Origin of the sequence: Colidextribacter sp. OB.20 (genome assembly GCF_009911595.1) — a bacterium.
GTDB lineage: Bacteria > Bacillota > Clostridia > Oscillospirales > Oscillospiraceae > Lawsonibacter.
Window position 1 is genome coordinate 12,874 of sequence record NZ_QWKG01000022.1, and the last position, 24,351, is coordinate 37,224.

At 61.2% G+C, this 24,351-nt stretch carries 24 protein-coding genes; 20 read left to right on the forward strand and 4 right to left on the reverse strand.

Annotated features, from left to right (window positions below; genetic code table 11):
• Nucleotides 1–6 precede the first annotated feature (6 nt).
• Nucleotides 7–1,407 carry an alanine/glycine:cation symporter family protein gene (locus D1641_RS07115; protein WP_160664112.1) on the forward strand — a complete coding sequence of 467 codons (1,401 nt, stop codon included), beginning with the start codon at nt 7–9 and terminating at the stop codon, nt 1,405–1,407.
• Between the two features lie 58 nt (nt 1,408–1,465).
• On the opposite strand, the gene D1641_RS07120 is transcribed toward D1641_RS07115, so the two are convergent.
• The 3 genes from D1641_RS07120 to D1641_RS07130 form a co-directional block, all read right to left on the reverse strand.
• Entirely contained in the window at nt 1,466–3,136 is a 1,671-nt protein-coding gene (locus tag D1641_RS07120) for a putative manganese-dependent inorganic diphosphatase (RefSeq protein ID WP_160664114.1), read from the reverse strand.
• 30 nt (nt 3,137–3,166) lie between these two features.
• Nucleotides 3,167–4,867, reverse strand: a complete 1,701-nt coding sequence (locus D1641_RS07125; protein ID WP_160664116.1) for a glutamine--tRNA ligase/YqeY domain fusion protein — start codon at nt 4,865–4,867, stop codon at nt 3,167–3,169.
• A 164-nt stretch (nt 4,868–5,031) separates the two neighbouring features.
• On the reverse strand, nt 5,032–5,739 hold the full coding sequence (locus D1641_RS07130) for a leucine-rich repeat protein (protein WP_160664118.1): 708 nt from the start codon (nt 5,737–5,739) through the stop codon (nt 5,032–5,034).
• A gap of 190 nt (nt 5,740–5,929) precedes the next feature.
• On the opposite strand from D1641_RS07130, the gene D1641_RS07135 reads away from it, so the two are divergent.
• From D1641_RS07135 to mtnA, 7 genes are all read left to right on the forward strand, one after another.
• Nucleotides 5,930–6,778 carry an FAD-dependent oxidoreductase gene (locus tag D1641_RS07135; protein WP_160664120.1) on the forward strand — a complete coding sequence of 283 codons (849 nt, stop codon included), beginning with the start codon at nt 5,930–5,932 and terminating at the stop codon, nt 6,776–6,778.
• Nucleotides 6,779–6,874: 96 nt separating this feature from the next.
• Nucleotides 6,875–7,186: a thioredoxin gene (gene trxA, locus D1641_RS07140; protein WP_160664122.1), complete on the forward strand. Its 312-nt coding sequence runs from the start codon at nt 6,875–6,877 to the stop codon at nt 7,184–7,186.
• 471 nt (nt 7,187–7,657) lie between these two features.
• Nucleotides 7,658–8,866, forward strand: a complete 1,209-nt coding sequence (locus tag D1641_RS07145; RefSeq protein WP_160664124.1) for a substrate-binding domain-containing protein — start codon at nt 7,658–7,660, stop codon at nt 8,864–8,866.
• A 157-nt stretch (nt 8,867–9,023) separates the two neighbouring features.
• Complete coding sequence (locus tag D1641_RS07150) at nt 9,024–10,556, forward strand: sugar ABC transporter ATP-binding protein (RefSeq protein WP_160664126.1); 1,533 nt, start codon at nt 9,024–9,026, stop codon at nt 10,554–10,556.
• Nucleotides 10,557–10,583: 27 nt separating this feature from the next.
• Nucleotides 10,584–11,579: an ABC transporter permease gene (locus D1641_RS07155; protein WP_160664128.1), complete on the forward strand. Its 996-nt coding sequence runs from the start codon at nt 10,584–10,586 to the stop codon at nt 11,577–11,579.
• A 67-nt stretch (nt 11,580–11,646) separates the two neighbouring features.
• Nucleotides 11,647–12,858 carry an S-methyl-5-thioribose kinase gene (gene mtnK, locus D1641_RS07160; protein ID WP_160664130.1) on the forward strand — a complete coding sequence of 404 codons (1,212 nt, stop codon included), beginning with the start codon at nt 11,647–11,649 and terminating at the stop codon, nt 12,856–12,858.
• 81 nt (nt 12,859–12,939) lie between these two features.
• Nucleotides 12,940–14,004, forward strand: a complete 1,065-nt coding sequence (mtnA, locus tag D1641_RS07165; RefSeq protein WP_160664132.1) for an S-methyl-5-thioribose-1-phosphate isomerase — start codon at nt 12,940–12,942, stop codon at nt 14,002–14,004.
• 53 nt (nt 14,005–14,057) lie between these two features.
• Here mtnA and D1641_RS07170 read toward each other — a convergent pair whose 3' ends face one another.
• Complete coding sequence (locus tag D1641_RS07170) at nt 14,058–14,810, reverse strand: DeoR/GlpR family DNA-binding transcription regulator (protein WP_160664134.1); 753 nt, start codon at nt 14,808–14,810, stop codon at nt 14,058–14,060.
• Between the two features lie 96 nt (nt 14,811–14,906).
• Here D1641_RS07170 and D1641_RS07175 point away from each other — a divergent pair, with 96 nt between their 5' ends.
• From D1641_RS07175 to D1641_RS07230, 12 genes are all read left to right on the forward strand, one after another.
• On the forward strand, nt 14,907–15,725 hold the full coding sequence (locus D1641_RS07175; RefSeq protein ID WP_160664136.1) for a class II aldolase/adducin family protein: 819 nt from the start codon (nt 14,907–14,909) through the stop codon (nt 15,723–15,725).
• Between the two features lie 4 nt (nt 15,726–15,729).
• Nucleotides 15,730–16,611, forward strand: a complete 882-nt coding sequence (gene pduL, locus D1641_RS07180; RefSeq protein ID WP_160664138.1) for a phosphate propanoyltransferase — start codon at nt 15,730–15,732, stop codon at nt 16,609–16,611.
• Between the two features lie 173 nt (nt 16,612–16,784).
• A complete protein-coding gene (locus D1641_RS07185) occupies nt 16,785–17,096 on the forward strand; it encodes a EutN/CcmL family microcompartment protein (RefSeq protein ID WP_160664140.1) in 312 nt (103 codons plus the stop codon).
• A complete protein-coding gene (locus D1641_RS07190) occupies nt 17,096–18,562 on the forward strand; it encodes an aldehyde dehydrogenase family protein (protein WP_160664142.1) in 1,467 nt (488 codons plus the stop codon). The genes D1641_RS07185 and D1641_RS07190 overlap by 1 nt, the downstream gene beginning before the upstream one ends.
• Before the next feature lie 6 nt (nt 18,563–18,568).
• Nucleotides 18,569–19,873 carry a 4Fe-4S dicluster domain-containing protein gene (locus tag D1641_RS07195; RefSeq protein WP_160664144.1) on the forward strand — a complete coding sequence of 435 codons (1,305 nt, stop codon included), beginning with the start codon at nt 18,569–18,571 and terminating at the stop codon, nt 19,871–19,873.
• Nucleotides 19,870–20,418, forward strand: coding sequence for a BMC domain-containing protein (locus D1641_RS07200; RefSeq protein ID WP_243149305.1), 549 nt, complete (start codon nt 19,870–19,872; stop codon nt 20,416–20,418). Before D1641_RS07195 ends, D1641_RS07200 begins: the two co-directional genes overlap by 4 nt.
• Nucleotides 20,419–20,491: 73 nt before the next feature.
• On the forward strand, nt 20,492–20,776 hold the full coding sequence (locus D1641_RS07205; RefSeq protein ID WP_160664146.1) for a BMC domain-containing protein: 285 nt from the start codon (nt 20,492–20,494) through the stop codon (nt 20,774–20,776).
• Nucleotides 20,773–21,039: a EutN/CcmL family microcompartment protein gene (locus tag D1641_RS07210; protein WP_160664148.1), complete on the forward strand. Its 267-nt coding sequence runs from the start codon at nt 20,773–20,775 to the stop codon at nt 21,037–21,039. The genes D1641_RS07205 and D1641_RS07210 overlap by 4 nt, the downstream gene beginning before the upstream one ends.
• 12 nt (nt 21,040–21,051) lie before the next feature.
• Entirely contained in the window at nt 21,052–21,360 is a 309-nt protein-coding gene (locus tag D1641_RS07215) for a EutN/CcmL family microcompartment protein (protein ID WP_160664150.1), read from the forward strand.
• A gap of 62 nt (nt 21,361–21,422) precedes the next feature.
• Complete coding sequence (locus D1641_RS07220) at nt 21,423–21,866, forward strand: RbsD/FucU family protein (RefSeq protein ID WP_160664152.1); 444 nt, start codon at nt 21,423–21,425, stop codon at nt 21,864–21,866.
• A gap of 68 nt (nt 21,867–21,934) precedes the next feature.
• Nucleotides 21,935–22,582 carry a class II aldolase/adducin family protein gene (locus D1641_RS07225; protein ID WP_160664154.1) on the forward strand — a complete coding sequence of 216 codons (648 nt, stop codon included), beginning with the start codon at nt 21,935–21,937 and terminating at the stop codon, nt 22,580–22,582.
• A 109-nt stretch (nt 22,583–22,691) separates the two neighbouring features.
• The gene (locus D1641_RS07230) at nt 22,692–24,326 is read left to right on the forward strand and encodes a DUF262 domain-containing protein (protein WP_160664156.1); all 1,635 of its coding nucleotides are present in this window, start codon (nt 22,692–22,694) and stop codon (nt 24,324–24,326) included.
• Nucleotides 24,327–24,351 lie beyond the last annotated feature (25 nt).

A 24,351-nucleotide genomic window follows, 5' to 3' on the forward strand; every position in this document is an offset into this window, starting at 1 on the left:
AGAACTATGGAATTATTTTCTACCATAATCGGTACGCTCAGCAACTGGATGTACAGCTACATCCTGATTATCATGCTGCTGGGCGTGGGCCTCTACTTCACCTTCCGGAGTAAGCTGATTCAGCTTCGGCTGCTGGGAGAGTCCATCCGGGTGGTCAGTGAGAAGCCCAAGGATGCCAACTCCGTCTCTGCCTTCCAGGCCCTGATGGTGTCCACCGCCTCCCGCGTTGGCACCGGCAACATCGTGGGTGTGGCCAACGCCATCGCCATCGGCGGCTACGGCGCTGTGTTTTGGATGTGGATCACCGCTCTGGTGGGCGGGGCCTCCGCCTTTGTAGAGAGCACTTTGGCCCAGATCTATAAGAAAAAGGACCCCGAGGGCGGCAGCTACGGCGGCCCCGCCTACTACATTGAGGCGGCCCTCCACAGCCGCGTGCTGGGCGTCATCTTTGCCATTATCCTGATCGCCACCTATGCCGGCGGCTTCAATATGGCTGCCTCCTTCAATCTGATTGACAGCTTTAAGAGCTACAGCTTCTACAGCGACTCCATCCCTCTCATCGGCGGTGCGCTGCTGGCCATCCTGGTGGGTGTGTGTATCTTCGGCGGCGGCAAGCGCATCGTTAAGGTCACCGGCGTCATGGTTCCCGTAATGGGCGTCATCTACATCCTGCTGTCTCTGGTCGTGGTTGTGCTGAACATCGGCCAGGTGCCCATGGTCATAGGCAAAATTTTCTCCGAGGCCTTCAATTTCCGGGCTATCTTCGGCGGCTTCGCCGGCTCCGCCCTGATGCAGGGCATCAAGCGCGGCCTGTATTCCAATGAGGCCGGCGTGGGCTCCGCGCCCAACGCCGCCGCCGATGTCAGCCACCCCGTGAAGCAGGGCTTGGTCCAGATGCTGTCTGTCTTTATCGACACTATCCTGATCTGTACCGCCACCGCGCTCATGGCCCTGTGCACCGGTATTGTGCCCTCTGAGAGCCTGAAGGGAGCCCCCTTTGTCCAGGCCTCCCTGGCTAACGTCTTCGGCGCGATTGGCCCCTACTTCATCACCTTAGCCCTGCTGCTCTTCGCCTTCACCACCCTGCTGGGCAATCTGTACTACTGTGACGGCGCTCTGAACTACGTCGCCGGCCATACTTTAAGCAAGACCAGCAAAACCATCTTCAACCTGGCCGCTATTGTGATTGTGTTTGTCGGCGCTCAGCTGGACTTCGGTCTGATCTGGGACACCGCTGATGTGCTTATGGGCTTTATGGCTATCGTTAACCTGCCTGTGATCGTGATCCTGGGCGGCACCGCCTTGAAGGCGCTGAAGGACTATACCGACCAGCGGGCCGCAGGCAAAGACCCCGCCTTCAAGGCGGCCTCCATTGGTCTGAAGGAAAAAACGGATTTCTGGAACTGATTTGGCGTGATCCAATAACAACGGGAGCGGTCCCCCATATGGGGCCGCTCCCGGTTTGTTACTCCTGTTCCAGCTTGATGGTACTGATGAGACGGGGAATCATCTGCTTTTTCCGGCTGACAATCCCAGGCAGGGTGATCACGCCCCCCTCCGGTCGGACACCGAAGGCCTTGGCGATCAGCTCCTCCGCCCCGGAGCCGGCTGTGAGCAGCTCGGTGCTGGAGTGGCGGGCGTCGGTGAACATGTAGAAGATGTAGTCCAGCCGCTGTTTGGCCAGGGCCTCGGAGAGGTAGGGGCCCACCAGAGCCTGGGCGGCCTTGCGGTTTTTCTCTGTCATATAGATGCCCTGGCCCACGCCGAAGCGGATGTCTCCACTGGTGAAAATCTTATAGTCGCCGTTAAAGACCTCCGCCGCCGTCTTACCTGATACGTCGCCCCCGTGGGCGAACATGTCGTCGGCATAGGCCTCCAGGTCCACCCCGGCCAGCGGGGCCAGCTCCCGGGCGGCCCGCTCGTCCGCGGAGGTGCAGGTGGGGCTGCGGAACATGAGGGTGTCGGACAAAATGGCGGACAGCAGCAGCCCGGCGACGGTGGGGGAGATGTCCACGCCGTTTTCCCGGTACATCTGATAGACAATGGTGCAGGTGCACCCCACGGGGACGTTGCGGAAATACACCGGGCCGTCGGTCTCGAAGGCGCCGATGCGGTGGTGGTCGATAATCTCCAGCACCTCGGCCTCCTCGATGCCCTCCACCGCCTGGCTCTTCTCGTTGTGGTCCACCAGGATCAGCTGTTTTTTGTGCAGGTTCAGCATGTTCCGGCGGGAGACCACGCCGATGTATTTTCCGTCCTCATCCAGCACCGGGAAGTAGCGGAAGCGGACGGTGGCCATCACCTTGGTGGCCGATTCCACCGGGGTGTGCAGGGTGAAGGTGAGCAGGTTCCCGGTGGACATGAAGTGGCGGATAGGCACCGCCTGACTGATAATCTGCCCGGCGGCGTAGGTGCTCATGCTGGTGGTAATAATCATGCAGCCCTTTTCCTCGGCCAGCATACAGATGGTCCGGGGGACCTTGCTCTCGTTGCACACAATGATGCAGCCTGCGTCCATCTCCAGGGCGGCCAGCTGGCTCTCGCTGCGGCTGCTGACAATGGCGATGTCTCCGGGGGAGACGGCGTTCTCGATCTGCTCGGCGCTCCCCGCGCCGATAATAACCCGGCCCTCCACCGTTTTGCCCGTCACATCCCCCACCAGGACAGTGCCGTTCAGGATGTCCAGAATGTTCTGATAGCTGGTCCGGGCCTGGCGCAGGGTGTTGGGGTCGATGCCGTCCATGTTGGCGGTGGCCACGTCCTTGACGGTGATGACTCCCTTCAGCTCCCGGCCGCCGTCCACCACGCACAGGGTATCCAGCTCCTGGTCCCGCATGGTCATCCAGGCCCGGCGCAGGCTCATCTCCCCATCCACACCCGGGGCGGGACGGATATCCACGTCCCGGATGTGAGGGCTGACGTCGGTGTACAGCTGGGGCAGAGGGACCTTGAAGTAGTCCAGCACGAACTCGGTCTCCCGGTTGATGAGGCCGGCCCGGCAGGGCTTGCAGGGGCGGTCAGGGTCCAGGATGTTTTTCAGATTGCTGTAGGCGATGGCGGAGCAGATGGAGTCGGTGTCTGGGTTCCGGTGCCCGATGACCTTGATGGGGCGGCGGTTCACGCTCTGATCGCTCATAGCTGTTTCATTCCTTCCAAATGGCGGGGGTTATTTGCCGGGCTTGAAGCTGTCCTTCAGGCTGACGGCCCGGTTAAAGACCGGCGAGCCGGGCCTGGAGTCCTTGGAGTCGGCGCAGAAGTAGCCCAGGCGCAGGAACTGGAAGCGGTCGGCCGGCTGGGCAGAGGCCAGGGAGGCCTCCAGCTTGCAGCCGGTGAGGACCTCCAGGGAGCCTGGGTTCAGGCAGTCCAGAAAGTCCTTGTCCCCGCTGTCGGGATCGGGGTCGCTGAACAGATTGTCATACAGGCGGACTTGGGCGTCCACGGCGGTAGCGGCGTCCACCCAATGGATGGTGGCCCCCTTCACCTTCCGGCCGTCGGCGGGGTCGCCCCCCCGGCTGTCCGGGTCGTACTCGGCGGTAATCTGGGTAATATTGCCCGCCTCATCGGTCTCATAGCCCACGCACTTGATGAGGTAGGCCCCCTTCAGGCGGCACTCGGGCCCGCCGGGGTACAGGCGCTTATATTTGGGAACGGGCTGAGGGAGAAAGTCGTCGGCCTCCACCCACAGCTCTCGGGAGAAGGTGACCTCTCTCGTTCCGGAATCGGGGTTCAGGGGATTGTTCTCCACGGTGAGCATCTCGCTCTGGCCGGCGGGGTAGTTGGTGATCACCAGCTTGACAGGCCGCAGCACAGCCATCACCCGCTTGGCATGCTCGTTCAGGTCCTCCCGCAGGCAGTGCTCCAAAAAGGCGTACTCCACGGTGGAGGTGTTTTTTGCCACGCCGATGCGGTCGCAGAAGCTCCGGATGGAGGCGGGGGTGTAGCCCCGGCGGCGCAGGCCGCACAGGGTGGGCATCCGGGGGTCGTCCCAGCCGGAGACATACTGCTCCTCCACCAGCCTGCGCAGCTTCCGCTTGGACATGACGGTGTAGTTGATGCCCAGCCGGGCAAACTCGATCTGCCGGGGCTTGGAGGGCACGTCGGTGTTGTTGATGACCCAGTCGTACAGGGGGCGGTGGTCCTCATACTCCAGGGAGCACAGGGAGTGGGTGATGCCCTCCAGGGCGTCCTGAATGGGGTGGGCGAAGTCGTACATGGGGAAGATGCACCACTTGGTGCCCTGGCGGTGGTGCTCGATATACCGGATGCGGTAGAGCACCGGGTCCCGCATGTTGAAGTTGCCGCTGGACAGGTCAATCTTGGCCCGGAGGGTGTACTTTCCCTCGGGGAACTCCCCGTTTCTCATACGCTGGAACAGGTCCAGGCTCTCCTCGACGGGCCGGTCCCGCCAGGGGGAGCGGGCGGGGGTGTTCACGTCTCCCCGGTACTCCCGGAACTGCTCCGGAGTGAGCTCGCACACATAGGCCAGCCCCCGCTTGATCAGGCCGACGGCCAGCTCATAGGTTTTTTCAAAGTAGTCGCTGCCATAGAAGAACCGATCCCCCCAGTCGAAGCCCAGCCAGTGGATGTCCTCCTTGATGGCGTCCACAAACTCGGTGTCCTCCTTGGCGGGGTTGGTGTCGTCCATACGCAGGTTGCAGATGCCCCCGAACTTCTCGGCGGAGCCGAAGTCGATAATCAGGGCCTTGCAGTGGCCGATGTGCAGGTAACCGTTGGGCTCGGGAGGAAAGCGGGTGTGGACCCGCATCCCGGCGCAGCGGCCCCCCTCGGCAATGTCCTCCGTAATGAACTGGTGGATGAAATTTTGGCTTTCGCCCTCCTCCAGGGCGGTTTTGATCTCCTCAGACATGGTTTCTCTCCTCCTTTGTCAATGGTGCTATTTTACACCAGGATAACTATCCTTGCAAGCATTTCCTGTGTTCTTATCAGGATTAAGAGCGGGGAACAGCCTTTGTGGGCAGTTCCCCGATAAAATTTCAGTTTACGGGCAGGGGCAGATTGCTTCTTCGCAGGCTAGATGGTCCGGAAGGGGAGGCGCTCATCCAATGCATACTGCTCTGCGGCGGATCCGGCGCAGACGTCGAGGCTTAGGCAGTCGCAGTTCTGAAACGCGAAAGAGCCGATTTCTGTAACACCCTCGGGGATGGTGACGCTGATCAGGCTCTCGCAGGAGAGAAATGCCTGAAAGCCGATTTCCGTAAGGCTGTCGGGGAGAATGAGGATGGCGAGGCTTGTGCAGAAGGCAAACGCACCCTCGCCGATTTTTGTAACGCCGCTGGGAATGATGATTTTGGCGAGGCTCTCGCAGCCGGTAAACGCATTCCCGCCGATTTCCGTAACACCGTTGGGGATGGTAATACTGGTCAGGCTGCTGCGCTGGACAAATGCACCCTCACCAATCTCCACGACCTTTTTTCCGCCAATACAGGACGGGATGTAAACGGCGCCCACCTCCGGGCCGGTATATTGCTTGATGCGGCAGCCGCCGTCGCAATCCTCAGCTTCAAAGTAAGACGGGTCGGTCTCCTGGGGGTTCTCCGGTACGCCGCACTGGGTGCAGAATTTTTCGCCGGGCTCCAGCTTCGCGTGGCACTCCGTGCAGAAACGCTGGACTTCAGGCGTTTCCTCGCAGGAACACCGGGCCTCGGCCTTTACCCCGCAGGCGCCGCAGAACTTTGCGCCATCCTTGAGGGGGGCGCCGCAATTGGTGCAATTTACCATTGTAAAGCCTCCTTATTGTGCATAAAACATATCATCTTAATTGTATCACAGGTCTCGAACCCGTTCAAGTTGTTTTCGGAAAATTCTTGTGCCCGCTGGGAAAAGAGGGTATAATAGAGGTGACTCTGGAGGCAGAGCGGCTTCTTTCTCCAGGGAGCCTTTCCGCCTGCGGGCGGGACGGGAGGTTATTATGGTTTACGACATTCTCATATTGGGCTCCGGCCCCGCCGGGCTGGCGGCGGCCATCGCCGCCCGGGGCCGGGACAAGAGCGTCCTGGTGATCGGCAACCCCTGGCAGGACAGCCCGCTGGCTAAGGCGGAGCGGGTGGACAACTACCCCGGCCTTCCCGGCCGGACAGGTCTGGAGCTGCTGGAGGAGCTTTTCCGCCATGCGGAGGCGCTGGGCACGGAATTTGTAACCGGCAGGGCCCTGTCCCTGCTGGCCTGGAACGGCTTTTCCCTCACGGTGGGCAGCCAGGTGTATCAGGGAAGGGCCCTGATTCTGGCCCCCGGGGTGGTGCGGCAGAACAAGTACCCCGGCGAGTCCGAGCTTTTGGGCCGGGGGGTGAGCTACTGCGCCACCTGCGACGGGATGCTCTACCGGAACCGGCCTGTCACCGTGGTGGGCCTGTCCCCTGACGCCCCCCAGGAGGCCAATTACCTGAGCGGTCTGGGCTGTCAGGTGGTCTACGTCTCCCCCCACCAGCCTTGGGGGCTGAAGGAGGGTATACCTTATATAAAAGCGGGCAGGCTGGCAGTGAAGGGGGAACAGACGGTCGCCGGCCTGGAGGCGGACGGCGCTCTGCTGCCCTGTGACGGGGTGTTTATCCTCCGCAGGGCGGTGGCCCCCACCGACCTGCTGCCCGATCTGGAGACGGAGGAAGGCGTTGTCAGGGTGGACCGGCGGATGGCTACCAATCTGCCCGGCGTATTTGCCGCCGGGGACTGTACGGGAGAACCGCTCCAGGTGTCCAAGGCGGTGGGAGAGGGCCATGTGGCCGCCCTGTCCGCCTGTGAATATCTGGACGCGGACCCGTAGGGGCGGGCATTGCCCGCCCGTTGCTGCGGCACACCTGTCGTAACCCTGGGGGCGGACGATACCCGTCCCTGCAAAACAAATGAAAGGAAGCTTATTATGATTCATTTCAACAAGGAGACCTTTGAGGAGAAGCTCGGCAAGGGCGGGCTGATGATGGTGGACTTCTGGGCGGAGTGGTGCGGCCCCTGCCAGATGCTGGGGCCTGTCATCGAGTCCCTGGCTGAGCAGTATAAGGGCAGGGCGGTGGTCGGAAAGGTGAACACCGACGAGGAGCCCGAGCTGGCCATGGGCTACCGGGTGAGCGGCATCCCCACCGTCATTTTCTTCAAGGACGGCAGGGAGATTGACCGGCTGGTGGGTGTTATGCCCCCGGACGCCTTTGTCCAGGTCCTGGAGGAGAATCTGTAAAACGAGATACGCCGGACCGCAGTCCCCTCTCCCTTTGACGGAGAGGGGATTGTGGTTTTTTGTGGGAATTTTGGGAAAAGGGAGCGGCCGGACAGCAGGAAAGGAGTGGGGAAGCGGCTGGGATTCCGGAATGGGAGCGGGAGCGGACCAGGAAAGGGTGAAAAACAGAAACGGGAATTTTTGGTGTAAAATTACAAAAAATGGGGGAAATTTACCCGAAAAAAGGCAACATATTAAACGGAACCCCGCCAAAAGCTCTGGGCGGAGCTGGGCGCAAACGCAACAAGGAATCGGTCAGAAATCAAGGGGAAAAATAGACAAAAGTACTCAAGGTAATTTGTAGGAATGGACGAAAATTAACATTTTACAACAAAAGGCCATGCTATGCCCTTGCCATTTGACTGGGCATGTTATATAATCCATCCAAACAAAAGCTTTTGGCTTTTGTAAAAAAGTTTAAGGAGGACCAAAATGAAAAAAAGAGTTCTGTCTATGATCCTTGCCGCGTCCATGATGCTGGCGCTTGCGGCCTGCGGCGGCAATGGCGGCAACGGTGACAAGTCCAACACCCAGCAGCCCCCTCCCCCCAGCAGTAGCGGCAGCCAGCAGCAGTCCGGCGGCAGCACCAGCGAGCCCCCCGCCGCCAGCCCTGTGGCCGGCAAGAAGGTCGCGTACATCATGATTATGCCCTCCGCCACCATCTTCCAGATGTGGGCCAACTCCTGCAAGGACCTGGCCAGCGCCCTGGGCGCCAGCTGCGACGTGTTCTTCTGCGACGGCGACTTCAACAAGTGGCAGGACACCATCCGCACCTGCGCCGCCGGCGGCTACGACGGCCTTCTGGTCTCCCACGGCAACCAGGACGGCTCCTATGTCTTCCTGAAGGAGATTACCGAGCAGTACCCCAACCTGAAGATCACCTGCTTCGATACCCAGTTCTATGCTGACGGCGAGTATCAGAAGATCGAGGGCGTCACCCAGATGTTCCAGCAGGACGCCTCTCTGGTCACCGTTCTTCTGGACGACATGATCAAGAACTTCGGCGAGGGTGTCCGCCTCATCAAGGTCTGGCGCGGCCCCAACTACAACTCCCCCTTCGACCGCCGCGAGGTGGGCTGGCAGGAGTATCAGAATGCCGGCAAGATCGTCACCGTGGGCGAGGTTCAGCCCCTCCAGGACACTGTTGACTCTGCCAACACCGTGTTCGCCGCCTACCTGCAGAGCATCAAGCGCGAGGACGTGGACGGCGCGGTTGTGTACTACGACTGCTACGGCCAGGGCGTGTATCAGGCCATCGTGGAGAACGCCAACTTCAACGGCACCAACGGCGACCCGTTGCCCATGGGCAGTGTTGACATCGACCCCGTCGACGTCACCAACATGCTCACCCGCCCCGACATCTGGACTGCCGCCGGCACCACCGACTGGACTCTGAACGGCGAGATCGGCATGCGTATCCTGATGCTGGAGATCGCCGGCGAGTACGACAAGATCTATGACCCCGCCAGCGGCAAGACCGGCGTGGACGTGGTCGAGGTTCCCGGCTCCGCCATTCTGGCCTCCGCGCTGAAGCCCACCTCCACCGTGGAGAACCTGGGCGAGATCGCCGACGAGACCTACGGCAACCTGAACTACCTGTCCGTGGCCGACTGGATGCCCGCCGACCTGCTCCACAAGTAATTTTACGGAAAAGAGCCTGAAAACTAAATCAGCTACAGCATAACAGGAGGCGCCGGAGGTTTCTCCGGCGCCTCCTCCTGAATTGTAAGTGAGAAAGGGAAATGGAGCGAGGCTCCTGCATGAAGAATTACCCTTGCGGTAGAAAAGAGGGAATCCCATGGATCAAATCACGCTTGAGACAAGAAAAGTTTCCATTGAATTTCCCGGTGTGAAAGCCCTGTCCGATGTGGACTTCAAAGTCTCCACCGGAGAAATCCGCGCCCTGGTGGGCGCCAACGGCGCCGGCAAGTCCACCCTGATGAAGGTGCTGGCCGGAGCCAACCCCGGCTATACGGGGGAAGTTCTACTCAACGGCGAGGCCGTGGAGGTTCGAACCCCCTCCGCAGCGAAGAAGCTGGGCATCCAGATCGTGTACCAGGAGGTGGACACGGCGCTGATCCCCACCCTGTCGGTGGCGGAGAATGTGATGCTCAACCACACAGTTATGAATACAAAGGGCCAGCCTGTAATCAACTGGTCCAAAATGCGGCAGGAGGCCCGGGAGGTTCTGGGCCGGCTGAATATTACCAATATCAACGTACGTACCCTGGTCCAGGACCTGTCCCTGGCTCAGAAGCAGATGGTGCTCATCGCCCGGGCCATTCAGAGCAAGTGCAGCTTCCTCATTCTGGACGAGCCCACCGCCCCCCTGAGCGACACCGAGACGGTGGAGCTCTTCCGGCTGGTGCAGCACCTGCGGGACACGGAGAACATCGGCGTTATCTTCATCTCCCACCGCATCCACGAGATCATCCAGATCTGCCACCAGTACACCGTCATGCGCAACGGCGAGATCGTGGGCACCCGGGACGTGACGCCCCAGACCACCTCCAAGGAGATTGTGGAGATGATGCTGGGCCGCACCTTCGAGGAGAACTTCCCCAAGGAAGTGGTCCAGCTGGGGGAGGAGTTCTTCCAGGTGAAGGACCTCACCGGCGGCGACGGTAAGGTGAACGGCGTGTCCATCCACCTGAAGCGGGGCGAGATTATCGGCATCGCGGGCCTTGTGGGCGCGGGCAAGAGCGAGTTCTGCAAGACGCTCTTCGGCGGCTACAAACAGACCGGCGGCGAGATTGTCCTCAACGGCAAAAAGCTGAAAATCAAGAGCCCCTCCGACGCGGTGCGGGACCGCATCGCCCTGGTGCCCGAGGAGCGGCGCAAGGAGGGCGTGCTGGTCAACGAGGATGTGAGCTTCAACCTGTCGGCGGCCAGCCTGGGCAAGTTCTGCATAGCCTCCTTTATCAACAAAGGCAAGGTGGACGCCAACGCCAAAAGGTATGTGGAGTCGCTGGGCATCAAGACCCCCTCCATCCGTCAGTGGGTCCGGAATCTGTCGGGCGGCAACCAGCAGAAGGTGGCCGTGGGCAAGTGGCTGGCGGCGGACTGCGACGTCTATGTCTTTGACGAGCCCACCAAGGGAGTGGACGTGGGCGCCAAGCAGGACATCTTCCGCCTGATCTACGACATCGCTAAAAACGGAAACGGCGTTATCTATGCGTCCTGCGAGAACTCCGAGCTGCTGTCCATCACTGACCGCATCTATGTGATGTACGACGGCAGAATTATGGCCGAGCTGGTCACCGCCGACACCTCGGAGGACGAGATCATGCACTACTCGGTGGGCGGCACCACCGCCTACGCCAAGGCGTAGCCCGAAAAACAACAGGAGGAACCAGATATGCAAACACTGGAAAAGAATAGTACGCAAAAGGTCCTGCACTTTCTATTGGATTGGGCCGCGGTCATCGCGCTGGTGCTGTGCTTCATTGTGTTTACAGCGCTGAAGGGCTCCAACTTCATGTCCAAGGGCAACATGGTCAACATCCTGCTGGCCATGTCCATCACCACCGTGTTCGGCATCGCCGCCACTGTGACCATGGCCCCCGACGGCTTTGATATGTCGGCCTGCACCCTGGCCAGCTGCTCGGCCTATGTGTTCGTGTCCATGTATCTGTGGTACGGCCTCAGCCTGGGCATGTCCATCGTGGTGTGCATCCTTGTCACCCTTGTTCTGTATCAGCTGACCATGTTCCTGATCCTGGTCTGCAAGATTCCCGACATGCTGGCCACCTGCGCGCTGATGTTCGTCCACCAGGGCCTTGGTCAGTGGTATATCGGCGGCGGCGCGGTGTCCACCGGCATGCGGGTGCCCCACTCCGGGGCTGACCCCGCCCGGACCACCCTGAGCAACGCCTTCTCCGCCATCGGCCGCTCCCCCTACATCATCATTATCATGCTGGCCTGCGTGCTGGCGGCCCACATCTTCCTCAACTACACCAAGCACGGCCGCTTCCTCTATGCCATGGGCGGCAACAAGCAGGCCGCCAAGCTGTCCGGCATCAATGTGAAGAAGTACCGCTATCTGGCCGGTATGATTACCGCTGTGTTCATCGCCATCGGCGGCATCCTGGTGTCCGCCCGGGGCAGTTCCGCCCAGGTTATGTGCTGTGACAACTATCTGATGCAGGCCCTGGCCGCCGTGTTCGTGGGCCGGTCTGTGGGCGGCGCGGAGAAGCCCAACGCCCTGGGCACCCTGGTGGGGGCCATGCTGGTGTCCACCCTGGAGAACGGCCTGACCATCTGCGCCGTGCCCTACTACATCCTGCCCGCCGTGAAGGGCGCCGTTCTGGCCCTGGCCCTGATGGCCGCCTACGCCGGCAAGAAGGAACAGTAAGCAAAATGAGGACCGACGGAAGCGGCGGCCCTGTTCAAATCTATTATTTAGAAGGAAGGAACCAAATATGGGCAAGTTTGACAAGTACTTTCTCATGGGCATCGACGACATCCTGGAGTACACCCTGGAGAAGCTGCCTGACATCGGCTGGGACAAGGCCGCCATGCAGGCCAAGGAGATCGGCGACGGTAACCTGAACTATGTTTTCCGGGTGTGGGATGACAAGGGCCACTCGGTGATTATCAAGCACGCCGGGGTGTCCCTGCGCATCTCCGAGGATATGAAGGTGTCCACCGACCGCAACCGCATTGAGTCGGAGATTCTCCAGCTCAACGACAAGTATGCCCCCGGCATGGTGCCCAAAATTTACTTCTACGACACCGTTATGAGCGCCTGCGGCATGGAGGACCTGTCTGACTATCAGCTCATGCGATACGCCATGATGGAGCACAAGACCTTCCCCAAGTTTGCCGACGACATCTCCACCTTTATGGTGAACACCCTGCTCATGACCAGCGACGTGGTGATGGACCACCAGGAGAAGAAGGCCCTGGTGAAGAGCTTCATCTCCCCTGAGCTGTGCCAGATTACCGAGGATTTGGTGCTTATGGAGCCCTACAACGACATTAACGGCAACAACCACGTGTTCGCCCCCAACGCGGAGTTTGTGAAAAAGGAGCTGTATGAGGACACCGCCCTCCACCTGGAGGTCTCCAAGCTGAAATTCAAATTTATGACCGACGCCCAGGCCCTGATGCACGGCGACCTGCACACCGGCTCCATTTTCGTCCGCCCCGACTCCACCAAGGTCTTTGACCCGGAGTTTGCCACCTATGCCCCCATGGGCTATGACATCGGCAACGTGGTGGCAAACCTGATCTTCGCCTATGACAACGGCCTGGCCGCCGGAGACACCGCCTTCAGCGATTGGTGCCTGAAGGCTATCGAGGAGACCATGGACCTGTTTGTGGAGAAGTTCAACAAAAAGTTTGACGAGGTTGCCACCGAGCCCATGGCTAAGGTTCCCGGCTTCAAGCAGTGGTATCTGGAGGGCATCCTCAACGACACCGCCGGCTACGCCGGCACCGAGCTGCACCGCCGCACCGTGGGCATGGCTAACGTGAAGGATGTGACCACCATCGCCGACGAGGAGAAGCGGGCCTGGGTGGAGCGGCTTAACATCCTGTGCGGCAAGGACTACATCATGAACCAGACCAAATTCCGCACCGGCGCCGACTTTGTGGCCGCCGTGAAGCGCGCCCAGGAGGCGGCGAAGTAACTTACTTTTTCTTGAAAGAAAAAGTAAGCAAAAAGAACTTTAGTGTTTAAACCTTGAAGTAAATAAAGGGAGTCCTAATATATGAACGCATTACAGCTGGACACCGTCCGCATGTCGGCGGACCGGACCTATCTGGAAATTCTGGACCAGACCTTGCTGCCCGGCACCATCAAGGTGCTGAACGTCAGCAAAATTGAGGACATCTGGGAGGCAATCAAGCTCCTTCGGGTCCGGGGAGCCCCTGCCATCGGCGTGTGCGCCGGCTATGGCATCGCCCTCACCGCCTCCCGCATCGACACCGCCGACCAGATGAAGTTCTGCGAGGAGTTTATGAAGCAGAAGGAGTATCTGGCCTCCTCCCGACCCACGGCGGTGAATCTGTTCTGGGCTCTGGACCGGATGGAGCGCACCATGCGGGCGAATCTGACCAGGCCTGTGGCCGAGATCAAGGAGATTCTCTTCACCGAGGCCCAGGCCATCCGGGACGAGGACGTTGCCATCAGCCGGAGCATCGGCGAGATCGGCTTCGGCCTGCTCAAGCACGGGGACGGCATCCTCACCCACTGCAACGCCGGCACCCTGGCTACCGCCAAATATGGCACTGCCACCGCCCCCATGTACGTGGCCCAGGAGCACGGCTGGACCGACTTCCGGGTGTACTGCGACGAGACCCGGCCCCTGCTCCAGGGCGCCCGGCTCACCGCCTTTGAGCTGCACAACGCCGGCATCGACACCACCCTGATCTGCGACAACATGGCCTCCATCACCATGAAGCGGGGGCTGGTGAACATCGTGTTCGTGGGCTGCGACCGGGTCACCCGGAACGGCGACGCAGCCAACAAGATCGGCACCTCCGGCGTGGCAATCCTTGCCAAGCACTACGGCATCCCCTTTTACGTCTGCGCCCCCAGCTCCACCATCGACATGTCCCTGGAGACGGGGGACCAGATCCCCATCGAGGAGCGGGCTCCTGAGGAGGTCACCGAGATGTGGTATAAGGAGCGGATGGCCCCCGAGGGCGTGAAGGTGTGCAACCCCGCCTTCGACGTCACCGATCACTCCCTCATCACCGGAATTATCACGGAGAAGGGCCTGTGCAAGGCCCCCTTCGACAAGGCCTTTGAGGAGCTAGGTATCGGCAAATAACGGCAGAAAAGGGCCGGCGGCTTAACCGCCGCCGGCCTGTCCTGTGACCGGGCTTAAAAGCTGGCCACGCCGATGCTCTTGAGATGGTTCTGCCACACGGGGGAGAGGGGCTGGTCGCAGATTATCCCGGTCAGCTCCTCCAGGGGGCAGAGGGTCAGGAAGGAGATGCCGTCCAGCTTGCTGTGGTCCACCGCCAGGTAGGTGCTGTGGCTGCGGCGCAGCATGGTCCGCCGGGCCAGCGCCTCCCCCTCGTTGGAATCGGTGGCGCCAAACTCCATGTGGACGGTACGGCAGGAGAGAAAGGCCTTGTCCACGTAGTAGCGGTTCAGGTCTGCTACCGTCTGCTCCCCGTAGAAGGACATGGTCCGGGGGGCGTAGTTGCCGCCGGCCAGGATCAGCTTGACGCTGGAGGAGACCGACAGGATGTCGGCCACCTTCAGGGAGTTGGTGAGGACAGTGATGTGCTTCTCCAGCAGCTCCTGGGCGATGCACCAGTCGGTGGTGGAGGCATCCAGAAAGATGGAGTCTCCGGTCTGAATCAGCTGGGCGCACTTTTTGGCGATTTCCCGCTTCTCCTGCTTGCGGATGACGGAGCGGTCGGAGACGTTGATGTCGTTGAGTACCCCGTCGGTGATATAGGCGCCGCCATGGGTGCGGATGAGCTGACCGGCGGCCTCCAGCTCTTTGAAGTCCCGGCGGATGGTCTCGGTGGCTACCCCCAGGGAGGCAGCCAGCTGGGTCACGTTGAGGCTTTGCTGCTCCCGCAGCAGCTCCAGAATCGCGTTGCGGCGGGCGATAGCCAGCATACCGCAGTCCCCCTTTCTCATGGGAATTTTACCATAAAGGGGGGCAGATTGCAAATAAAACCAGATAAATTTATGGAAGAAAGGAGGAGACCGGCTATGTACGGTGAAGAGCGGGACCGCTACCTGTCCGACCGGGACGCCAAGGAGCAGATCCTGGAGGTGGGGCGGCGGATGTACGCCAAAAACTATGTGGTTTCCAACGACGGAAACATCACCTGCAAGGTCTCTCCCACCACCCTTTGGACCACCCCCACCGGGGTGAGCAAGGGGTATATGACCGACGAGATGCTCATCAAGGTGGACCTGGAGGGCCGGGTGGTCCAGGGGACCCACAAGCCCTCCAGCGAGCTGAAAATGCACCTGCGGGTCTATAAGGAGAACCCGGACCTGATCGCCTGCGTCCACGCCCACCCCCCGGTGGCTACCTCCTACGCCATCGCGGGCATTGCCCTGGACAGGCCCATCCTCCCCGAGGGTGTGGTCCAGCTGGGGGTGGTGCCGGTGGCCCCCTACGCCACCCCTGGCACCCAGGAGGTGCCCGACTCCATCGCCCCCTACTGCCGCACCCACAACGGCGTGCTGCTGGCTAACCACGGCGCCCTCACCTGGGGCATGAGCCCCATGCAGGCCTACATGCGCATGGAGTCGCTGGAGTACTACGCCCTGGTCACCATGTACACCGGCAACATCATCGGCCGGGCCAATGAGCTGTCCTGCGAGCAGGTGGACCGGCTGGTGGAGACCAGGACGAAGCTGGGTATTACCACCGGCGGCCGGCCGGTGTGCCGCTTCGCCGCCTCCGGAGAGCCCTCACCCTGCTCTCAGGGGAGGAGCTGCCCCAGCGGGAGCCCCTGCGAGAACGGGCAGGTGGCCGACGTGGTGCGCAGTGTGATGGCCCAGATTCAGGGGCGGTAACACTATGGAGAGGAAGGATATTCGCAACGCGGTCCTCTCCCATCTGGCCGCCCAGGGGACCAGGTACGTCCCCGCCGGGGTGAGCGCCCGCCATGTCCACCTAAGCCAGGAGGACATGGACTGCCTCTTCGGCCCGCATTACGCCCTCCACCCCTGCAAGGCCCTGTCCCAGCCGGGGCAGTTCGCCGCGGCGGAGAGGGTGGCGGTGGCCGGTCCCAGAGGGGAGCTGTCCAACGTCCGGGTATTGGGCCCCGTCCGGGGCAGAAGCCAGGTGGAGCTGACTTTCTCTGAGGCCAAAAAGCTGGGGATACCCGGCCAGGTGCGCATGTCCGGCGACGTGGACAATACCCCCGGCTGCACCCTGAAGGGCCCGGCGGGCCAGCTGACCATTTCCCAAGGAGTGATTGTCCCGGCCCGGCACCTGCACCTGTCCCCCCTTCAGGCGGCCTCCTACGGGTTGAAGGACGGGCAGGCGGTGGCTCTGCGTATGGGCGGACAGCGGGCCGGCCTGCTGGAGCAGGTGATCTGCCGGGTGGGGGAGGGCCACGACCTGGAGGTCCATCTGGACACCGACGAGGCCAACGCCCTGTGTATCACCGACGGCGACCTGCTGGAGCTGGTCACCCCCGGCGGGGAAAAGAAGGAGGGCTGCTCCTGCGGAGGCTGTCACGGCTCCTGCCAGGGCGGCTGCCGCTCCCACGCCGCCCCGGAGGCCCCGCCCCCGGCTCCGGCCAATGAGACCGAGCCCATGGACCTGGTTACCGAGCGGGACGTGGAGGAGGCCTGGAAGCGGGGCATCCCCGTGATCCGGTGTCTCCCCCGGTGCATCGTCACCGACGCCGCCCGGGAGCGGGCCATGAGCCTGGAGATTACGATTAAACGATAAGCTTTTGTTCCTTTTCTTTGAAAAGAAAAGGAACCGAAAAGAAACTTTCCCGCAAAACTTCGTTTTGCGTACGCCGTCAAGAGGACGAGAGAAAAAACGAAGTTTTTTCCAAAAGTTTTCTTTCGCTTCCTTTCTTTTTCAAAAGAAAGGAAGAAAGAAAGGCAGGTGACAACATGCAAATCGCGCGCGTGATCGGCTCGGTGGTGAGCACCTCCAAGTCCGACCGGCTGACCGGCCTGAAGCTTCTGGTGGTCCGGAACATCGACCTGGACACCATGGAGGAGAAGGGCTCCCCCATTGTGGCCATTGACGCGGTGGGGGCCGGCGAGGGCGAGGTGGTCATGCTGTGCGCCGGGTCCTCCTCCCGGATGACCGAGACCACCAAGGACAAGCCGGCGGACTGCACCATCACGGCCATCATCGACTACATCGACATCGACCACAAGCGGGTCTTTGACAAGCACCAAGAAGGAGGTGAGCGGTAATGCTCTCCAAGGAACAGGTGGAAGAAATTGTACGCCTGACCATCGCCCAGATGGGGGGCGGAACCCCCGGGGCCCCTGTCCAGCCCGTGGCGGCTCCGGCGGGGGGCGTGCGGCTGAGTCCGCCTCCGGCCCAGGCGCCGGTGAACGTGGGGGGCTGGATGTATCAGGACGCCGACGCCGCTGTGGAGGCGGCCTGGACGGCCTTTCAGCAGTTCACCCAGATTTCCCTGGAAAAGCGGCGGGAGCTGGTGGAGGCAATGCGTCAGGCCGCCCGGGACAACGCCCGGCATCTGGCTGAGATGGCCCATGAGGAGACGGGCTACGGCCATGTGGACGACAAGGTTGTGAAGAATCTGCTGGCCGCCGACAAGACCCCCGGTCCGGAGGACATCCCCACCGAGGCCTACACCGGCGACGGCGGCTTCACTCTGGTGGAGCACGCCCCCTTCGGGGTGATCGCCTCGGTGATCCCCTCCACAAACCCCACGGCCACCGTCATCAACAACGCCATCAGCATGATCTCAGCCGGGAACTCAGTGGTGTTCAGCCCCCACCCGGCGGCCAAGCGCTCTTCTCAGGAGGCCATCCGGGTCCTCCATGAGGCCCTGGTGGCCCACGGCGCGCCCCCCGGCCTGATCACCACCCCGGCGGAGCCCAGCCTGGAGAACTCCCAGGCGGTGATGAAGCACCCCAAGGTGCGGCTGCTGTCCGTCACCGGCGGCGAGGCCATTGTGAAGGTGGCCATGAACAGCGGCAAGAAGGCGGTCTGCGCCGGACCGGGCAACCCGCCGGTAATCGTGGACGAGACCGCCGAGCTGGACAAGGCGGGCAGGCGCACGGTGGACGGGGCCTCCTATGAGAACAACATCCTGTGTGTGGCGGAAAAAGAGGTGTTCTGTGTCAGCACCGTATTCGACCGCTTCCTCACCGAGCTGGAAAAAAACGGCGCCTTCCGCATCCAGGGCGGGGACATCGACAGGGTGCTGCGCACCGTCCTGGTGGAAAAGGACGGCAAATACACCCCCAGCCGGAAGTTTGTGGGCCGCGACGCCTCCTACATCCTGGACCAGTGCGGCATCTCCTACACCGGCAAGCCCCGGCTCGTCATCTGCGAGGTGGACCGCAATCACCCCTTCGTCACCACCGAGATGCTCATGCCTGTGCTGGCCTGCGTCCGGGTAAATGACGTGGACGAGGCAATCCGGGAGGCGGTGCGGGCGGAGAACGGCTGCTGGCACTCAGCCATCATGCACTCCACCAATGTACGGAACATGAGCCGGGCGGCCAAGGCCCTGAACACCACCATCTTCGTGAAGAACGCCCCATCCTACTCCGGCCTGGGGATGAACGCCGAGGGACACGCCACCCTCACCATTGCCACCCCCACCGGCGAGGGGCTCACCTCCGCCCGGACCTTCACCCGGGCCCGGCGGTGCGTCCTCCACGACGACTTCCGGATTTTGTAAGCGCCTATGCTGGATAAGATATTTGAGGCCGGCGTGGTGGGGGCCGGCGGCGCGGGCTTCCCCACCCATGTGAAGTATAAGGCCAGGGCCGAGGTCTTTATCGTCAACGCCATCGAGTGCGAGCCCCTGCTGCGCACCGACCGGCACATTGTGGAGGCCTTTGCCCCGGAGATCGTGGCCGCCTCCCTGCGGATCAAGGCCCATCTGGGGGCGGACCGGGCGGTCATCGCTGTGAAGGAGCACAACGCCGGCATGGTGGACGCCCTCCGGAAAGCGGCAGAGGGCAAGGCGGTGGAGCTGTACCTCTCACCCTCGGTGTACCCGGCGGGGGATGAGCAGAACCTGATCCACTGCGTCACCGGTCGGGTGGTGCCCACCGGGGGACTGCCTCTGGACGTGGGGTGCGTGGTGTCCAACGCCGCCACTGTCTACCAGGTCTATGAGGCCCTCCAGGGCCGGCCGGTCACCGACAAGGTGATTACCATCGGCGGCGCGGTCCGAAATCCCATCACGGTCCAGGCCCCCATCGGCACCCCTCTGGCCGACCTGCCCGCCCTGGCGGGAGGCCCCGTTGGGGACTGCGTCTACATCATCGGCGGGCCCCTCATGGGCCGGGTGGCGGAGTCCCTGGAGGGGGAGAGCGTCACCAAGACCACCGGCGGCCTGCTGGCTATCCCCCGGGAGGCGGCGCTGCTGGGGCGGAAGGACGGAGACCTTCAGCGGGAGGTGCGCATGGCACGGGCGGTGTGCTGTCAGTGCTCCATGTGCACCCAGATGTGCCCCCGGAACGCCATGGGCCTGAATGTCCAGCCCCACAAGATCATGCGGGCCTTGGCTGCGGGGAACTGCGGACTAATCGGTGGGGAGACCAACGGCGTGTGGTCCTGCTGTGACTGCGGCATCTGCACCTACTACGCATGTAACTTCGGCCTTCACCCCTCCAAAATGATGCAGGTCTATAAGGACCGGATGCGGAAGGAGGGGGCCAGGCCGGTGAAGGAGGTCCGGTATGAGCCCCAGGGCTTTGAGACCAAGCGGCTGCCCACCGGGCGGCTGCTCAGCCGGCTGGACCTGGAGAAATACGACGCCGACGCCCCCTTCGCCGGGACGGTGGAGACCCCGGTGGTGCGCATTCCCTTAAAGATGCACACCGGAGGGCCTGACAGGCCGGTGGTGACGGCGGGGACGGCGGTCCAGAAGGGCCAGCTCATCGCCGAGCCGGAGGGCCTGGGGGCCAGGATTCATGCCTCCATTGCCGGCACTGTCACCCAGGTGACCGGGCAGTACATTGAGATAAGGATGGTGACATGATGGACGCGCTGGGTATGAACGAGGTCATGAGCATCCCCACCGGCTTTCTGGTGTGCGACACGATGCTCAAGGCGGCCAATGTGACCCTGATCTCCTCGGGCTGTGTGTGCGCCGGGAAGTACTACACCGTGGTCTCCGGCGAGGTGGCCGCCGTCCAGGCCGCCGTGGAGGCGGGCCGGAAGATGGCCCAGGGCGTCCTGGTGGACAGCCTGGTCATCCCCAACGTGGACCGGAGCGTGGCCCCCGCCATCATGGCCTGTACCGAGACCGACGATTTGAAGGCGGTGGGCGTCATGGAGACCTACTCCCTGTGCGCCGCCATTCACGCCGCCGACGCCGCCGCCAAGGCGGCGGACATCCGGCTGCTGGAGGTCCGGCTGGGCCGGGGGCTGGGCGGCAAGTCCTTCGTCCTGCTCACCGGCGAGGTGGCGGCGGTCAAGGCCGCCGTGGAGGCAGCCGAGGCCCTGGAGGAGACCCAGGGCCTGATGGGGAAGAGCGTGGTCATCCCCGCGCCCCACCCCGACCTGCTGCGCAGCATGCAGTAATTGATAGACCCTCTGCCGCGGGCAGAATCTAATAATGTCAAAAAATCCAAATTTATAAACGGAGGTACTTACAATGAAAGAAGCTCTTGGAATGATCGAGACCAGAGGCCTGATCGGCTCCATCGAGGCGGCGGATGCCATGGTGAAGGCGGCCAACGTGTCCCTCATCGGCAAGGTCCAGATCGGCAGCGGTCTGGTCACCGTCATGGTGCGGGGCGACGTGGGCGCGGTGAAGGCTGCCGTGGACGCCGGCGCCGCCGCCGCAAAGCGGGTGGGCGAGCTCTTCGGCGCCCATGTGATTCCCCGGCCCCACGCCGACGTGGAGTACATCCTGCCCACCCTGGACAAGGGCGAATGATTACCGGCCGGATCAACGGCACGGTGGTGGCTACGGTAAAGGACCCCTCCATGGAGGGCGTGCCCCTGCTGACGGTGAAGCTCATCGTCAACGGCAGAGAGACCGAGACCGTGGTGGCCGCCGACCACACCCGCCAGGCGGGTCCCGGGGACTTTGTGTTCCTGATTCCAAAGAAGGAGGCGTCCCGGATCTTCCGGGACTGCCAGGGACCCTATGACATGGCGGTGGTGGGCTTTATCGACACCTACAACGAGGAGCTGTAAGGAGGTGGGGCAATGCGAATCGGGAGAGTGGTGGGCAATCTGGTCTCCACTGTGAAGGACGAGGCCCTGCCTCCCTATAAGCTGCTGCTGGTGGAGTATCTCAACCCCATGACCATGGAGCCGGAGGGGGAGCGGGAGATCGCCACCGACTGCGTGTGCGCCGGTGTGGGAGACATCGTCGTGGTGGACACCGACGGCGGCGCGGGCAACATCATCCACGGCGACAACAATGTGATGACAGACCGGATCTGCTGTGCCATTGTGGACAGCTTCACCTGCTACGGAGAAAAGACTACCACCCGTCACGGGGAATACACCTGAAACCGCTGTTTTCCCGCCCGGACGGGCGGGAAAACACAGATAGAAAGAAGAGGCGAAACGCTATGCTGAGAGGCATTCCCAACTGCATTACCCCCGAGCTGCTGAAGGTTTTGCACGAGATGGGCCACGGCGACACCATCGTCATCGGCGACTCCAACTTCCCCGCCGCCTCCACCGCAGCGGCCAAGGGACATGTGAACATCCGCTGTGACGGCCACCGGGCCACCGAGCTTTTGGACGCCATTCTCCAGCTCATGCCCCTGGACGACTTTGTGGACAAGCCGGTCATCATCATGAACAAGACCGAGCGGCACAAGGACCTGGAGTGCACCGTCTGGGATGAGTTCAAGGCCATTGTGGCCAAGCACGACCCCCGGGGCGCCGGCGCTGTGGACTTTATAGACCGCTTCCCCTTCTACACTGCGGCCCAGAACGCCTATGCGGTGGTGTCCACCACCGAGACCGCCCCCTACGCCTGCATTATCCTCCAGAAGGGCTGTCTGTAAGTGTACCGGACCCCTCCCGCCCCTGGAGGGGCGGGAGGGGTCCAAATTTCAGTTCAGGAGGTCAGTGAATGAAAAACTGGAAACGTAAAGTTATCGACGCCGGCATCCGGATGCTCAGCGAGGGCATTACCATCGGCACCTGGGGTAACGTCACCGTCCGGGACCCGGAGACGGGCTATGTCTACCTCAGCCCCAGCGGGATGCCCTATAAGACCCTGGTGGAGGACGACATCGTGGTGGTCCGGCTGGACGGCAGCCGGGTGGAGGGGGAGAGAAAGCCCACCATTGAGACCGAGATGCACCTGGCCATCTACCGCGCCCGGCCCGAGTGCAACGCCGTCATCCACACCCACCCCGTCTACTCCACCGCCTTCTCCGCCATGGGAGAGGACATCCCCCTGCTGCTGGACGAGGCGGCCCAGGTGCTGGGGGACACGGTGCGCACCACAAGCTACGCCCTGCCCGGCTCCCAGGAGCTGGCGGACGAGTGCGTCAAGGCCCTGGGGGACAAGGCCATGGCCTGCCTGCTCCGGTCCCACGGGGCGGTGTGCCTGGGCAGGGACCTGGAGCAGGCCTTCGGCAACTCCACCGTCCTGGAGGCCACCGCCAAGGTGTACAGCATCATCCGCTCCATGGGCGGACAGTTCGACCCCATCTCCCCGGAGAACATCGTCTTTATGCAGAACTTCGTCAAGAACAGCTACGGGCAGAGATAATTTTGCCAAAGAAAACGGCTCCAGCGCATATTTTGCGCTTGGAGCTGTTTTTCGGAAAAGCTGCTGTATAATAAAATCACTATCTGCTTGCTTGAAGGGAGGATACAAGGTGAAAGCAATTACTGCAAATCCAGAAACTATCCGAGAGGTTTTTTCCAAGAGGTATATCATCCCAGATTTTCAACGGCCATACTCCTGGGATAACGATCCCAGTGAAAAGCTGTGGGATGACATTATTGACTTTTATGAGGGAAAAGAAACCAAGGAGGACAAATATTTTCTGGGGAATATTGTAATCAATCCGGCTTCTGACCTGCCCTATGAGGCCTGGGAGGTGGTGGACGGACAGCAGCGCCTGACCACGCTGCTGCTGCTTATCAAGGCTCTGCACTCCCGGGCGGGGACGGTCAAGGCGCTGGAGGAATGTCTGCGAATCAAAGATCCTCTCACATCTGAGCTGACAGACGAACTGCGGGCCAGCTCTTTCGTAATCAGTCAGGACAGGGAGGATCTGCATACCATCCTTTTAGGTGGAGCAGAACCGGCAAAGAGCCGCCTTTTAGACAACTATAGGCTGTTCGGGGAGAAAATCGACGAATGGTGGCAGTCTCAGGGCCAGACGGCGGAAGCCCTGAACCGCCTGATTCTCACCCTGCTGGACAGTGTGGTGCTTCTGCCAATTCACTGCGGCTCGGAGGATGACGCCCTGACTATCTTTGAGACCATCAATAATCGGGGCATGTCCCTGTCCGATGCGGACATTTTCAAGGCTAAGCTCTATCACAATATCCCCCAGGAGGATCAGGCCGCCTTTATCGAAGATTGGAACGCCCTGGAGGACCACGACTGGCTTTTCCGTGTGCTGATGCATATTCTCCGGGCCAAAACCGATGAAGCAGGTAAGGAAATTGGCCTGCGCTCCTATTTCAGTGCCCAAAAAGGTATATTGGGCGACTACGCCGCCATTATGCGAAGTCTTAAAATCATCCATACTATTAGTGTAAACTGGTACGGCAACGATGAGATCAACGCCCTGTGGCGGATCATGGAGACATATCCAAATTATTACTGGTATTTCCCCCTGTTTGTCTTTCTGCACAAGCATGGGACTTTTGACGAGGAGGGCGGAGGCTTTTCTCTGCCAGAGAAGCGCCTGCACCAGTTTTTGGAGCTCCAAAACGCCACGGTACGATATTTTTTCATCAAGGGACTGGTCTATAACGCTGTCAATGCGGTGAAGGATACTGTCTACCGGGTGTGCGCTGACATAGAGCAGGAGCGGGACTATCTGGCCAGCTATGAGGCCAACATCTCTCGGAATGACAGGACCGCTCTTGACCCGATTCTTCATGGGGATTTGCGCCGGCGCTACCAGAGGGGGGTTGTGCTGCTCTCGGCCTATCTGAATCCTAATCAGGACCGGGAAACATTCAGCCAGTTTATGGATGGAAAATATGATATTGAGCATATTCTCCCCAAAAAATGGAATAACTACGATGGCTGGACTGATGCCCTTTGGCGCGATCAGCTAAACAATTTGGGCAACCTGATTCCTTTGGGCCGCGCACTGAATATTGCGGCGAAAAATGAGTTTTTTGTGCGAAAAAAAGAGGAATATGCCAAATCCGCAATCCAGGATGCACAAGATTTGCTGGCGCTGCCAGAATGGACACCGGATGCCCTCATTGACAGTCAGGAGGAAAAAATTGCGCGGCTGCTGAAGTATTTTCGAGCTGAACCATAAAATGGAGTAAAAAATGCGGGATACC